The 13,793-nt window shown below is 68.7% G+C and carries 12 protein-coding genes and 1 tRNA gene; 6 read left to right on the top strand and 7 right to left on the bottom strand.

The features are described from left to right. Nucleotides 1–74 precede the first annotated feature (74 nt). On the top strand, nucleotides 75–896 hold the full coding sequence (locus HHL28_RS04700) for a PRC-barrel domain-containing protein (RefSeq protein ID WP_075770112.1): 822 nt from the start codon (nucleotides 75–77) through the stop codon (nucleotides 894–896). Between the two features lie 147 nt (nucleotides 897–1,043). Here the strand turns inward: HHL28_RS04700 and ppdK are convergent, their stop codons facing one another. The 7 genes from ppdK to HHL28_RS04670 all read right to left on the bottom strand — a co-directional run bounded on the left by ppdK (nucleotide 1,044) and on the right by HHL28_RS04670 (nucleotide 9,952). Further along, on the bottom strand, nucleotides 1,044–3,725 hold the full coding sequence (ppdK, locus tag HHL28_RS04695; RefSeq protein ID WP_075770111.1) for a pyruvate, phosphate dikinase: 2,682 nt from the start codon (nucleotides 3,723–3,725) through the stop codon (nucleotides 1,044–1,046). A 557-nt stretch (nucleotides 3,726–4,282) separates the two neighbouring features. Beyond that, nucleotides 4,283–6,601, bottom strand: coding sequence for a glycine--tRNA ligase subunit beta (gene glyS, locus HHL28_RS04690; RefSeq protein WP_075770110.1), 2,319 nt, complete (start codon nucleotides 6,599–6,601; stop codon nucleotides 4,283–4,285). 210 nt (nucleotides 6,602–6,811) lie between these two features. Next, on the bottom strand, nucleotides 6,812–7,717 hold the full coding sequence (locus tag HHL28_RS04685) for a glycine--tRNA ligase subunit alpha (RefSeq protein WP_075770109.1): 906 nt from the start codon (nucleotides 7,715–7,717) through the stop codon (nucleotides 6,812–6,814). A 184-nt stretch (nucleotides 7,718–7,901) separates the two neighbouring features. Then, nucleotides 7,902–8,066 carry a hypothetical protein gene (locus tag HHL28_RS18330; protein ID WP_404326523.1) on the bottom strand — a complete coding sequence of 55 codons (165 nt, stop codon included), beginning with the start codon at nucleotides 8,064–8,066 and terminating at the stop codon, nucleotides 7,902–7,904. Between the two features lie 66 nt (nucleotides 8,067–8,132). After that, nucleotides 8,133–8,981 (bottom strand): S49 family peptidase, encoded by an 849-nt coding sequence (locus tag HHL28_RS04680; protein ID WP_075770107.1) that lies wholly within the window; start codon nucleotides 8,979–8,981, stop codon nucleotides 8,133–8,135. Between the two features lie 4 nt (nucleotides 8,982–8,985). Continuing rightward, nucleotides 8,986–9,744 (bottom strand): tRNA1(Val) (adenine(37)-N6)-methyltransferase, encoded by a 759-nt coding sequence (locus tag HHL28_RS04675; protein WP_075770106.1) that lies wholly within the window; start codon nucleotides 9,742–9,744, stop codon nucleotides 8,986–8,988. Beyond that, nucleotides 9,737–9,952 carry a putative signal transducing protein gene (locus HHL28_RS04670; RefSeq protein WP_075770105.1) on the bottom strand — a complete coding sequence of 72 codons (216 nt, stop codon included), beginning with the start codon at nucleotides 9,950–9,952 and terminating at the stop codon, nucleotides 9,737–9,739. The genes HHL28_RS04675 and HHL28_RS04670 overlap by 8 nt, the downstream gene beginning before the upstream one ends. A 159-nt stretch (nucleotides 9,953–10,111) precedes the next feature. Between HHL28_RS04670 and HHL28_RS04665 the strand changes: the two genes are divergently transcribed. From HHL28_RS04665 to HHL28_RS04645, 5 genes are all read left to right on the top strand, one after another. Next, nucleotides 10,112–11,134 (top strand): polyprenyl synthetase family protein, encoded by a 1,023-nt coding sequence (locus HHL28_RS04665; RefSeq protein WP_075770104.1) that lies wholly within the window; start codon nucleotides 10,112–10,114, stop codon nucleotides 11,132–11,134. Between the two features lie 86 nt (nucleotides 11,135–11,220). Next, a tRNA-Pro gene (locus HHL28_RS04660) sits at nucleotides 11,221–11,297 on the top strand. Between the two features lie 141 nt (nucleotides 11,298–11,438). Next, nucleotides 11,439–12,023, top strand: a complete 585-nt coding sequence (locus HHL28_RS04655) for a tyrosine phosphatase family protein (protein ID WP_169654782.1) — start codon at nucleotides 11,439–11,441, stop codon at nucleotides 12,021–12,023. A gap of 154 nt (nucleotides 12,024–12,177) precedes the next feature. Beyond that, nucleotides 12,178–12,729, top strand: coding sequence for a GNAT family N-acetyltransferase (locus HHL28_RS04650; protein ID WP_075770103.1), 552 nt, complete (start codon nucleotides 12,178–12,180; stop codon nucleotides 12,727–12,729). Continuing rightward, on the top strand, nucleotides 12,722–13,786 hold the full coding sequence (locus tag HHL28_RS04645) for a glycosyltransferase family 9 protein (protein ID WP_083698933.1): 1,065 nt from the start codon (nucleotides 12,722–12,724) through the stop codon (nucleotides 13,784–13,786). Before HHL28_RS04650 ends, HHL28_RS04645 begins: the two co-directional genes overlap by 8 nt. Nucleotides 13,787–13,793 lie beyond the last annotated feature (7 nt).

Here is a 13,793-nt window from a genome sequence, read left to right as displayed (position 1 = left end):
GCGGCACGCCCGCGTGTTGATGGGTGGAAAGCCCGGCCGTGGCCGGGCCACCCAGAACGCGGGAGTAGAGCACCATGCGCAAGGACCTGATCGGGGCCACGTCGGCCCTCGCCCTTCTTTTGTCGGGCGCAGCCTACGCCCAGGGCAGCACCGGTCCCGGCGGCAGCCCTGCCGGGACCGACAGCGCCACCGGCAGCCCGCCGGCCAGCAGCAGCCCTGCCCCGGTGACCCCCAGCGATACCAACCGGGACAGCAGCCAATCCATGGACCGTGGCACGTCCGATACGACGTCGGCCGGCGCCCCCGGCAGCATGGCACCCGAATCCTCCGGCACCAACCCGGCCGGCACCACCGCCGGGATGACCGGCAGCGACAACATGGGCAGCACCGGCATGGGCACCACCGCCTTTGACCGCCAGTCCGCCCAGGAGCTGATGGGCAAGACCGTGGTCGGCGCCAATGGCCAGGAGTTGGGCGAGGTGTCGGACGTGGTGCTGGACCCCTCCACCGGCCAGGCCAAGCAGTTGGTGATCTCTAGCGGCGGCTTCCTGGGAATCGGGGAACGCACGGTGGCCGTGGACATGACCCAGGCGCAGATCCAGCCGGGCCAGGACAAGGTGCAGGTCAGCAGCCTGACCCAGGACCAGCTCCAGGCCATGAAGGAGTTCGAATATGACGACAACACCGTCTCGCTGAGCCGGAACACGGACGGTGAGGGTTCCCAGGCTGGGTCCAACGCGGCCAGCCGCTCCGGCAGCGCGCCGAACACCAGCGGCACCGTCGGTTCCGCCGGGGAGAACATGGGCGGGACCAGCAATCCCACCGGCAGCCTGACCAACAATCCGGGCACCACGGGGTCCGCCGGCGGCAGCGGCGGCGGTGGCGGCAGCCGCTGAGGCTTGGGGTTGGAATGAAAGAACCCCCGGGTCGCGAGGCCCGGGGGTTTTTCGTAGGTCGGATTGGCGATGCGTAATCCGACATCCGTCGCTAGGCCGTCGGATTACGGCGCCTTGCGGCGCCTAATCCGACCTACACGGAGGTGATCAAGCCTCGCTGGCCGCCTGCTCGCCCAGGATGGCCGCCTGCGCCGCCGCGAGGCGGGCAATGGGGACGCGGTAGGGGGAGCAGGAGACGTAGTCCAGGCCCACCTTTTCACAGAAGTAGATGGACGACGGGTCGCCGCCATGCTCGCCGCAGATGCCGAGCTTGATATCGCCCCGGGTGTTGCGGCCCCGCTCCGCCGCGATCTTCACCAGCTCACCCACGCCCTCCGTGTCCAGGGTCACGAAGGGGTCGTGCTCGAAGATGCCGGCCCGCTGGTAGTCGGGCAGGAAGCTGCCGGCGTCGTCGCGGCTGATGCCGAAGGTGGTCTGGGTCAGGTCGTTGGTGCCGAAGCTGAAGAACTCCGCCGTCTGGGCGATCTGCCCGGCCTGGAGGGCGGCGCGCGGCAGCTCGATCATGGTGCCGACCAGGTAATCCACCGTGTGGCCGGAAGCCTGCGCCACCTCCCCCGCCACGCGGTCGATGACGGCCTTCAGGATGTCCAGCTCCTTCTTGGTGCCGGCCAACGGGATCATGATCTCCGGCGTCACCGTCTCCCCGGTCTCCTTGAACACGGCCACCGCCGCCTCGAAGATGGCGCGGGCCTGCATCTCATAGATCTCGGGGTAGGAGATGCCCAGACGGCAGCCGCGGTGGCCCAGCATGGGGTTCGCCTCGTGCAATTGCACGGCGCGGTGCTGGACCTTCTGGATGTCGGTGCCGGCGGCCTTGGCCACCTCCGCCATCTCCGCGTCGCTGTTCGGCAGGAACTCGTGCAGCGGCGGGTCCAGCAGGCGGATGGTCACCGGCAGGCCCTTCATGATCTTGAACAGCTCGACGAAGTCCTGGCGCTGCATGGGCGCGATCTTGGCCAGGGCGGCGCGGCGGCCACCCTCCGTGTCGGCCAGGATCATCTCCCGCACCGCGATGATGCGGTCGGCGTCGAAGAACATGTGCTCCGTGCGGCAGAGGCCGATGCCCTCCGCCCCGAACTTGCGGGCGGTGCGGGCGTCCAGCGGGGTCTCCGCGTTGGTGCGCACCTTCATGCGGCGGAACCGGTCGGCCCAACCCATCAGCTCGGCGAAGTTGCCGGACAGCTCCGGCTGGATGGTGGGCACCTCGCCCAGCATCACCTCACCGGTGGAACCGTCGATGGTGACCACGTCACCGGCCTTCACCTCCACCCCGCGCACGGTGATGGTGCCGCGCTTGTAGTCGATGCGCAGCTCACCGGCACCGGCCACGCACGGGCGCCCCATGCCGCGGGCCACCACGGCGGCGTGGCTGGTCATGCCGCCGCGGGTGGTCAGGATGCCCTGGGCGGCGTGCATGCCGTGGATGTCCTCCGGCGAGGTCTCCACGCGGCAGAGGATCACCGCCTCCCCATGCTCGGCCGCCTTCTCCGCCTCCTCGGCGGTGAAGACCACCTTGCCGCTGGCGGCACCGGGGCTGGCGGGCAGGCCCTTGGCGATGATGGTGCGCTTGGCCTTGGGGTCCAGGGTGGGGTGCAGCAGCTGGTCCAGCGACTTGGGCTCGATCCGCAGCACGCCTTCCTTCTCGGAGATCAGCCCCTCCCCCACCATGTCCACGGCGATCTTCAGGGCGGCCGCGGCGGTGCGCTTGCCGGTGCGGGTCTGCAGCATGTAGAGCTTGGACTGCTGCACCGTGAACTCGATGTCCTGCATGTCGCGGTAGTGCCGCTCCAGCTTCAGGCGCACCTCATCCAACTGCCGGAACACCTCCGGCATGCTCTCCTCCATGGCCGGGAGGGTGGAGCCGTTGGCGTCCTTGCCGGCGATGGTCAGGTGCTGCGGCGTGCGGATGCCCGCCACCACGTCCTCACCCTGGGCGTTGATCAGGTACTCGCCATAGAACAGGTTCTCACCCGTGCTGGGGTTGCGGGTGAAGGCGACGCCGGTGGCGCAGTCGTCGCCCATGTTGCCGAACACCATGGCCTGCACGTTCACCGCCGTGCCCCAGCTGGCCGGGATGTCGTGCAGCTTTCGGTAGGTGATGGCGCGCTGGTTCATCCAGGAGCTGAACACCGCGCCGATGGCGCCCCACAGCTGTTCCTGCGGGTCCTGCGGGAAGGGGCGGCCCAGCTCGTTCTCCACCACCTGCTTGTAGCCGGCGATGACGGACTGCCAGTCCTCGGCCTTCAGCTCCGTGTCATAGGACAGGCCGCGGTCGCGCTTCACCTCTTCCAGCACGTCCTCGAAATGGTGGTGGTCCACGCCCAGCACCACGTTGCCGAACATCTGGATGAAGCGGCGGTAGCTGTCATAGGCGAAGCGGGCGTCGCCGGACCGGCGGGCCAACCCGGCCACGGTCACGTCGGTCAGGCCCAGGTTCAGCACCGTGTCCATCATGCCGGGCATGGAGGCGCGGGCGCCGGAGCGGACGGAGACCAGCAGCGGGTTGTCCGGGTCGCCGAACTTGGTGCCGACGATCCGCTCCACGCTGGCCAGGGCGGCGGCCACTTCCCCCTGCAGCTCGGCCGGGTACTGCTTTCCGTTGGCGTAGAACCAGGTGCAGACCTCTGTGGTGATCGTGAAGCCGGGGGGCACCGGCAGGCCCAGGTTGGACATCTCCGCCAGGTTGGCACCCTTGCCGCCCAGCAGGTTCTTCATGTCCGCCCGGCCCTCGGCCTTGCCTTCACCGAAGCTGTAGACCCACTTCGTCATGGTCCCGGTCCTGTCCTAAGGTTGGGTGGGGAAAAACGCAGGCCCGCCGGCGCGGGTGCGTGGAAGGTAAGCGCTGGATCGGATCGCGGTCAAATGGCCGGAAATCGATCCTGATTGGATGGGGAATACGCCGCATTGGGGGAGCGTGTTCCCGAAAGCGCGGGAAATCCAAGGGTCGCGCTGGGGGATTACGCCTGCTGAGCCAGACCGCCGCCGCGAAGGACGCAGCCGGGGGCGGCAGCGGGTCGCAGGAGGGGCAGGGATGTGCAGGGCACTGGAAGTCACCCCGGCCGGAGCGCAGCGGAGAGCCGGGGCCCTTGGGATCGGCCGATGCAGCACACCGAAAGCCCGAATACGCCTCCACAAGCCCACTGCCACCCCTTGGCACATCCGCTTTCCCAAGGGCCCCGGCTCAAGGCCGGGGTGACATCCGGTGACTTGCACGACGCGCTTTGTTGCATTGCAACAAATCCAGGCGCCACAGCCGGTAATTCCACTACCCCCGCACCCCTGCCCAGCCCCTTGTCGGGCTGCGGGGGGCGGGGTTGGGCCATGGCTCAGCCCTCGATGCGGGAGAAGTCGGCGACGCGGTTCAGCGTGTCGCGGATCTGGGACAGCAGGCGCAGGCGGTTGGCACGCAGCTCCGGTTCCGGCGCGTTGACGGTGACCTTGTCGAAGAAGGCGTCCACGGGGGCGCGCAGGGCCGACAAGGCCTTCATGGCGCCGGTGAAGTCCTCCGCCTCCAGCAGCGGGCCGACGGTGGCGCCGGTGTCCTCCAGCGCGCCGAACAAGGCCATTTCCTCCGCCAGGGCAAGCTTGGTGACGTCCACCTTGCCGGAGAAGGTGGTGCCGTCCTTCTTCTCCTCGATCCGCAGGATGTTGGCGGCCCGCTTGTAGGCGGTCAGCAGGTTCGCCCCGTCCTCTGACGTCACGAACCCGGCCAGCGCGTCCACCCGCTTCAGCAACAGCACCAGGTCATCCTGGCCGCCCAGGGCGAACACCGCGTCGATCAAGTCATGCCGGACGCCCTTGTCCTTGAGGGTGACCTTCAGGCGGTCGGCGAAGAAGGTGAGGAGGTCGTTTGCAAGCTCGGCTGCCGGAAGCACGGCCTGCCAATCACCGTTATCCATGTCGATCTGTAAGTCCTTCATCGACTTTGGTTTCTGCCGAAGCAGGCCCAAGCGATGATTCTGACTTAGCCAGCCCTCATATGTTTGGAAGAAGAAATCCTCGTTCGATTTATGATCGTAATTGAAAAGCAATCCAGTTCTGGAGACTGAAGCGATGACAGGACCATAGGCTTTTGTTAATGGCGTCGAAAGATTTATCCGCAGCCCATTCTCCACCACCAGCCGGATCACGCCCAGCGCGGCACGGCGCAGCGCAAAGGGGTCGCGGCTGCCGGTGGGCTTCTCGTCGATGCCGAAAAAGGCCACCAGCGTGTCGATCTTGTCGGCCAGGGCCACGGCGACGGCCACCTTGTCGGTGGGTACGCGGTCGCTCGGCCCCAAGGGCTTGTAGTGGTCGGCGATGGCGGTGGCGACGGCCGCCGGCTGGCCCTGGGCGCGGGCGACGTAGCCGCCCAGGATGCCCTGCACTTCCGGGAACTCCCCCACCACGCCGGTGACCAAGTCGGCCTTGCACAGGCGGGCGGCGGTGCGGACCTGATCGGTCATTTCGGCGTCGTAGTTCAGGGCGCCGGCGATCTCCACGGCCAGCTTCTCGATCCGCTCCACCCGCTCCAGCATGGTGCCGAGCTTCTCGTGAAAGGTGATCTGCGCCAGGGCCTCGCGGCGCGTCTCCAGCGGCGTGGCCAAGTCCTGGTCCCAGAAGAACTTGGCGTCAGACAGGCGCGCCCGCAGTACACGCTCATTCCCCGCCACCACGGCCTTGCCGCCGTCCGCCGTGGGTCGGTTCGCCACCACAACGAAGCGGGGGGCGAGCTTGCCGTCGGCCGTTTCGAGGGCGAAATAGCGCTGGTGGGTGCGCATGGAGGTGGTCAGCACCTCCGCCGGCACATCCATGAACTGCTGGTCGATGGCGCCGGTCAGGACGACGGGCCATTCCACCAGCCCCGCCACCTCCTCCAACAGGCCCGGGTCGTCCTTCAGGACGTAACCTTCGGCCTCCGCCGCCTTCCGCGCGCCGTCCAGGATCAGGCGCTTGCGCTCCTCCCGGTCCAGGATCACGCAGGCCTTGCGCAGGGCCTCGGCATACTGGGCAAAGCCAGTCACGGTGATGGCGTCGGGCGCCAGGAAGCGGTGGCCGTAGGTGATGTTGCCATAGCGCAGGACGGTGGCCGTCACCTCCCCCGCCAGGCAGACGGTGCCGTCGGACGCCTCCGGCGCCGGCTCAGAAGTACCTAGGGTCAGGGCGCCGGGGATCACTTGGCCGTCGAACAGGGCGGTGATGGCGTGCAGCGGCCGGACCCAGCGGAACTGGGCATCGCCCCAGCGCATAGATTTGGGCCAGGGCAGCTCCCGGATCGCCGCGTCGATGATGGCGGGCAGCGCGTCGATGGTCTGCCCGCCCGGCTTTTCCATCACGGCGAAGTAGAACACGCCCTTGCCGGTGTCCCGCTGCTCCGCTTGCGAGATGTCGGTCAGGCCCGCCGCCTTCAGGAAGCCGGCCAGCGCCTGCTCGGGGGAGCCGACGCGGGGGCCCTTGCGCTCCTCCCGCACGTCGGCCTGCTTCGTGGGCAGGCCATCCACCACCAGGGCCAGCCGCCGCGGGGTGCTGTGCGCCTCCGCGTGATCGAAGGACAGGCCCGCCGCGGCAAGCTTGTCCGTCACCAGCCGCCGGAAATCCTCCGCGGCCCGCACCTGCATGCGGGCGGGGATTTCTTCCATGAACAGTTCGATGAAAAGCTCGGCCATGGGGCGGGGGTCCGGTCAGGTGTTTCTCAGGCGCTCAACGCCTGCGGGATGGTGCAGTAAACATTCACGAACACGCACAATACACTCACGGACATTCACAAAAAGAAATACTGCCTGCGGCGCAGCCATCTTTTCCCCTGTGCGTGTTCGTGCGTGTGTTTGTGTGTGTTCGTGGATGTCAATTTTTCGGAGCGATGTCGAAGCAGGGGGTCACGCCGCCCGCTCCCGGCGGAAGCGGTCGGCCAGCCAGGACTCGCAGCAGGCCTTGGCCAGGGTGCGGACGCGCAGGATGTAGCTTTGGCGCTCCACCACGCTGATCACGCCGCGGGCGTCCAGCAGGTTGAACAGGTGGCTGGCCTTGATGCACTGGTCATAGGCGGGCTGGGCCAGACCGCGGTCCAGCAGGGCGGCGCATTCCTTCTCCGCGTCCTGGAAGTGCTGGAGCAGCATTTCCGTGTTTGCGAATTCGAAATTGTGGGCGCTGTACTCGATCTCCGCCCGCTTGAACACCTCGCCGTACTTCTTGGCGGGGCGGTTGCCGACGGCGTCGTTGAAGTCCAGGTCGTAGACGTTCTCCACACCCTGGATATACATGGCCAGCCGCTCCAGCCCATAGGTCAGCTCGGCCGCGACGGGGTTGCACTCGATGCCGCCCACCTGCTGGAAATAGGTGAACTGGGTCACCTCCATCCCGTCGCACCAGACCTCCCAGCCCAGGCCCCAGGCGCCCAGGGTCGGGCTTTCCCAGTCATCCTCCACGAAGCGGATGTCGTGCAGGGCGGGGTCGATGCCCAGGGCCACCAGGGACTTCAGGTACAGGTCCTGGATGTCCGGCGGGGACGGCTTCATGATGACCTGGAACTGGTAATAATGCTGCAGCCGGTTCGGGTTCTCCCCGTACCGCCCGTCCTTCGGCCGGCGGGAGGGCTGCACGTAGCAGGCGTTCCAGGTGTCGGGGCCCAGGGCGCGCAGGGTGGTCGCCGGGTGGAAGGTGCCGGCGCCCACTTCCATGTCATAGGGCTGGAGGACGAGGCAGCCCTGTTCCGCCCAGAAGTTCTGGAGGGTGAGGATGACGCCCTGGAAACTGAGGGGCTTCGCGCCCGTGCCGCCTGCCATGCCCTTGGTACTCTGCCCGATGTTGCGGTGCGGTGCACCTTAGTCGGGCGGTTGGGTGGAATCAAGGCAGGGGAGCAGCCGGAATCCAGGCAATTCGGACAAGGCGGTCATCCCCGCTGGGGGCAGCCGGGCTTGCCGCAAGCCTGCGCGTCCGGCGCGACATAGACGCCGCAGGCTGTACACTTCACCATGTCCTCCGACATGACAGCCGGGGTCTTGGGCTTGGCCGGGGCCGGCCCCTCCCCCGCTTGATGGCGCGGGCGCGGTCCTCCTGGATGCGGCGGTAGGCTTTCATGCCGTACCAGGCCACGGCGATCAGCAGGGCGAGGACGAGGAGCTTTGAGAACATGGGCGGCCGACCTGGGGTGTCAGTGGTTAAGCCCTAGCACAGCTTGCGGCTCCGCGGGTGGGTAACTCACAACCCATACCGCCCCCACAGGGACCGTTCCCCCGCCGCCGAGACGACGGCCGACGCCACCTCCGCGCCCAGGCTGCTGCCGGACAGGCCGAAGCGGCGGGCCAGCCAGGGCTTGCGGGTCTCGACCAGGGCAAGGCGCACCTTCTCCCCATACCGGGCGCGCATCACAGTGCGCACGTCGCCCAGCGCGTCCACAAGGCCAAGGTCCAGGCCGCGCTTGCCGGTCCAGAACTCCCCCGTGAACAGAGTATCGTCGTCGGCCCGCAGCTTATCGCCACGGCGGGACTTCACCCAGTCGATGAAGTTCTGGTGGATCTCGAGTTGGAGGGACTTCAGCCGCTCCACATCCTCCTCCCGCTCCGGGCGGAAGGGGTCGAGCATGGCCTTGTTGCGGCCGGCGGTGTAGACGCGCCGCTCCACGCCCAGCTTGGCGATCAGATCCTGGAAGCCGAACCCGGCGGAGATGACGCCGATGGATCCGACCACGGACCCGGCATCGGCGATGATCTCATCCGCCGCGCAGGCCAGCCAATAGCCGCCGGAGGCTGCCACATCCTCCACGAAGGCGACCACGGGCACCTTCTTCTCCACGGACAGGGCGCGGATGCGATTGCCGATCAGGGCGGACTGCACCGGGCTGCCGCCGGGGGAGTTGATGACCAGGGCCACGGCCTTCAGCTCATCCGGCGCGAAAGCGCGCTCGATGGACTCGGCGGTGGACTCCATGCACAGCCCGCCGCGCATGGGGCCGACCCCGGCGCCGATGACGCCGGAGAGACGCAGGACGGTGACGAGGGGGCGGGCGGGGCGGCGGAACAGCTTCCGCAGGCGGGACCGGATGGACATGACCCTATAGGTTGGGATTGTTGCCGGACAAATCCAGGGGGGCGGCATCCCGCAGCACAGCTTCCGCCTGGGGGGCATAGCCGCTTCCCTCCCCATGCAGCACCAAGCCGGGCAGCAGCAAGGTGGGGCCGCGGGCGTCACGCCGGGCCTGCACGATGACGCGCTTGGCGGGCAAGCCCTGGCGGGGCCAGAGGGGGAAGACGCGGATGTCCCCGAACCGGCCGGCCAACAAGGCCAGCAGATGCTCCAGCCGGTCGGCGGGGTAGATGGCGGTCAGGGTGCCGCGGCTTTTCAGGAAGCGGAGGGCACCCTGCACCCAGGCGGCGAGGTCCGCCGTGCCCTCCCCATGGCTCTGGGCCTTGTGGGCGTGGGGCGAGGGGGTATGGCGGCCGGCCTCATGGAAGGGCGGGTTCATCATGACATGATGGAAGCTGTTGGGCTTCAGGTCGGGCGGCGGGTCGGACAGGTCGCCCTCCACCACCGTGACCCGGTCAGCCACCCCGGTCAGGTCGGCGCTTTCCCTGACCAAACCCGCGGCAAAGGGTTGCAGCTCCAACCCGGTCAGGGCACATCCCTGCACCCGGGCGGCAAGGCAGAGAAGTGCGGCGCCGGTGCCGCAGCCCAGCTCCAGCACCCGTTCCCCCTCCCTCGCCGGCACGGATGCGGCCAGGAACACCGGGTCGATGGCGGCGCGGTAACCTTTTTCGGGCTGGAGCAGCCGCACCCGGCCGCCCAGCAGCGCCGTCTCCCCCACCTCAGCCATCGGGCAGGCAGCCGGACTCGGCCAGGACGCGGCGGGCGGCGTGGTAATCTTCATCATCCACCACGAGACGGCGGGGAATGGCGCCGATGCTGCCTTCCAGGATCGAGGTGTGCTGGTCCAGGACCAGCGACTCGATGCCGGCGTCGGCCAGCAGGGCCTGGAGGAAGGACAGCTCCACCGGGTTGTTGGTGCGCAGCAGCTCTTTCATGGCTCCCCGGCTGGCATGGCGGGCATGTCCCCATACGGTCTGCGGCGAATCCGCCGGGGCCTTGACCCCCGTGGGTTCACAGTTATGCTCCCCAACCAAAGCGGGGCCGTCAACCCGGCCCGCCCTTTGTCGGTACCCCCGTCGTTCAGGAGCGCATCCTTGGCCACCGTCACCACCCTGGATCCCAAGCGCCGCAAGGGCGGTACGGACGCGCTGGACGCCTTGATCAGCCTGGTCGAGCCGGAACTGCGGGACGTCAACGACATCATCCTGAAAAGGATGCACTCCCCTGTCGAGCTGATCCCGCAGCTTGCCGGCTATATCGTGGCGGGCGGCGGCAAGCGGCTGCGGCCGGTGCTGACGCTGGCCGCCGCCAAGCTGTGCGGCGCGCAGGGCGGGCGGGAAAAGGCCCTGGCGGCCTGCGTGGAGTTCATCCACACCGCCACCCTGCTGCATGACGACGTGGTGGATGAGAGCGACCTGCGCCGCGGCCAGGCCAGCGCCAACGCCGTGTTCGGCAACAAGTCGTCCGTGCTGGTGGGCGACTTCCTGTTCGCCCGCGCCTTCCAGGTGATGGTGGAGGATGGCAGCCTGGACGTGCTGCGCATCCTGTCCAACGCCTCCGCCGTCATCTCCGAGGGGGAGGTGCTGCAGCTCACCACCAGCAACGACACGGAGACCTCCGAGGAAGCTTACCTGGAGGTGATCAAGGCCAAGACGGCGGAGTTGTTCGCTGCCGCTTGCCGCATCGGCGCCGTGGTGGCCAACCGCCCGGCGGCGGAAGAGGACGCGCTGCGCTCCTACGGCCTGAACCTGGGCATCTCCTTCCAGCTGGTGGACGATGTGCTGGACTATTCCGCCGTGCAGGCCCGGCTGGGCAAGACCATCGGCGACGACTTCCGCGAGGGCAAGATCACCCTGCCCGTCGTCCTGGCCTTCCGCCGCGGCAGCGAGGAGGAGCGCGGCTTCTGGCGGCGCACCATGGAGGAGATGGAGCAGCAGGACGGCGACCTGGAGCGGGCCATCGAGCTGATGGTGAAACACAACGCCCTGCGCGACAGCGTGGAGCGCGCCCGCCATTACGGCGCCGTGGCCCGCGACGCGCTGGGCCTGTTCCCCAACTCCCCCGTGAAGCGCGCCCTGCTGGACGTGATCGATTTCGTCGTCGACCGGGATTTCTGAAATCCCTGCATCGCAAGCGTGATTGAACGCTTGCAGTGTCCGGGATAGGGCGCTATATAGCCGCCCACCCCGACGACGGGGCCTGACGGAGTGTAGCTTAGCCTGGTAAAGCGCCTGCTTCGGGAGCAGGAGAGCGGAGGTTCGAATCCTCTCACTCCGACCAATGACGAGGGGCCGTCCCACTGGGGCGGCCCTTTCGCTTTTGGGGCAACGGCTGCCCCACCCCGCCGGTTGTCGGCTGGCAAGGGGGCGGGAAAGCGGGTACAGCTTGGCCCGCCCGACCCGTCGACCGGAGTGCCGAGCCGTGAGCCAGTCCGATTTCGTCCCCTTCCGCATCACCGTCTGCGGGATCGAGGAACTGGGCGCCCATTGCGCCGTGGGGGTCAGCCACGTGCTGTCCATCATGGACCCGGGCCGAGAGGCGCCGCCCGCCTTCGGCAGCTATGGGGAGCATGCCCGGCTGGACCTGCGCTTCGACGACATCATCGAGGAGCTGGAGGGCAAGCAGGCGCCGGAGCAGGCGCATGTCGAGGCCCTGCTGGCTTTCGGCAAGGAGCTGGAGGCCGAGGGGGATGGCGCCCACCTGTTGGTCCACTGCCACATGGGCGTGTCCCGCTCCACCGCGTCCATGGCCCTGATCCTGGCCCAGGCCCGGCCCGACCGGCCCGCCGCCGAAGCGATCGAGGAGGTGTTCCGGATCCGCGACCGCGCCTGGCCCAACCTGCGCATCCTGGAGATCGGCGACCGGTTGCTGGGCCGCGGGGGTGAGTTGGTGGAGGCGGTGAAGCCGCTGTACCGCCGCGTCGGGCCGACGAACATGGAGTTCATGCAGTTCCTCGACCAGTACGGCCGGGGGCGCGAGGTGGACATCGCCCTCGGGCGGACTTGATTTGTCGGCCGTTGATCTGGACCGATCAACGGCCCCCTGAAACGCCGGGCGCCCGCCTCCCGTGACATGAACCATGGCCTCATGCCGCTGGTGAGGAACCCTCCCCCGCCGCCGCCGTTGCTGCGGCAGTGTCCGGTGAGGGGAGCGGGTTCGGATGGACGGGCTTTGGCGGTGCGGGTCCCTGGACCGGCTTACCCTGTCCCTGGACGTGGTGATCCGCCCCTGCGGGCCCCAGGACCTGGAGGGGCTGGAATGGTCCGGCGCCTTCCGCGACCAGCGCGACCTGTTCCAGGCCATCCACCAGCGCCAGCACCTGGGTGAGGTGGACATGCTGGTGGCCGCCGTGGGCGACGTGCCCGTGGGCCAGGCCTGGGCGGACTACCGCCCCGCCGCCGCCGGCAAGCTGCCCATGGTCTGGGGCCTTCGGGTGCAACCCGCCTTCCGCCGCAAGGGCATCGCCGCCCGGCTGCTGGGCGCGCTGGAGGGGTTGGCAATGGGGCGTGGGCATACGGGCCTGTCCCTGGAGGTGGAGGAGACGAACCTCACCGCCCGGCGACTTTATGCCCGGCTGGGCTACCTGACCGTGCCGAAGCATTGGGACCGGGTGGCGCCCACCATCCGCAGCTCCGGCGGCCGGCGCATCCTGCTGGAGAAGCGGTTGGCCGGGGCTGCCCAACTGTCGGCGGGAATGGCCGCCCATGGCTGACGGCGGGTTCGGCACGGGACCCCAGGCCGAGGCGCTGTTGAGGGCCGGGACGAGGGCCCTGGAGGCGCGACGGGTGGCGCGGGCCGCCGCCCTGTTCCGCCGGGCGGAGCGGCTGGGCGCCGATCCCTTGGCAGAGGTGGAGGCGCGCTGGAAGGCGGCCATGCTATTGGGCAGGTACGAGTGGGCCTGGCGCCTGTCCGACAGCGTGCTGGCCAGTCGGGCCCCGGAAGATTTCAACCGGCCCTGGACGCCCTACCACACCCGCTGCGTCTGGGACGGCACGCCCTTGGCAGGGCGCCGGGTGTTGGTGCGCTGCTATCACGGGCTGGGCGACTCGGTGCAGTTCCTGCGCTACGCCCCGGCATTGGAGGCGCAGGGCTGCCGGGTGGCGGTGGAAATCCAGCCGGAGCTGCTGTCGCTCGCCCGCGACTGCCCCGGCGTGGCCGAGGCGGTGGCCCTGGGCGAGGCGGACGACCTGCTGGTGGAAGAACGCGGCTGGGAGGTGCAGGTGGAGAGCATGGAACTGTCCCATGCCCTGCGCACCCTGCCCCACACCATTCCGAACGACGTGCCGTACCTCGGCCGTGGTTTGCCACGCCGGGTCAGGCCCGCGGGGGAGGCGATGCGGGTGGGCCTGGTCTGGCAGGCAGGGGGATGGGATGCCAGGCGGTCCCTGCCCCTGGCCGCGCTGGAGCCACTGCTGGGCCTGTCCGGGGTCGAACTTGTCAGCTTGCAGCAAGGCCCCGCGCGGGAAGAGCTGGCGGCCTTCCCCGCTGTCCGCGACGGGGCGGTGGACAGGCTGGAGGCGCTTGCGGAAGCCATGTGCAGTCTGGACCTGATGGTGGCGGTGGACACCATGGCCGCCCACCTGGCCGGGGCGCTGGCCGTGCCGACGGTCGCGCTGCTGCACCAGGACGCGGATTGGCGCTGGGGCGCCGCGGGCACGCGCACCCCCTGGTACCCGACCCTGCACCTCGCCCGGCAGCGGGTCCAGGGCGACTGGACCCCGGCCGTAGCCGAAGCGGTGGAGATAGTCCGGGCGCGGTTGGGCGGCTGAGCGCCCT

This window comes from Aerophototrophica crusticola, assembly GCF_012913305.1.
Lineage (GTDB): Bacteria > Pseudomonadota > Alphaproteobacteria > Azospirillales > Azospirillaceae > Niveispirillum > Niveispirillum crusticola.
This window is presented reverse-complemented; position numbering and strand designations above follow the sequence as displayed.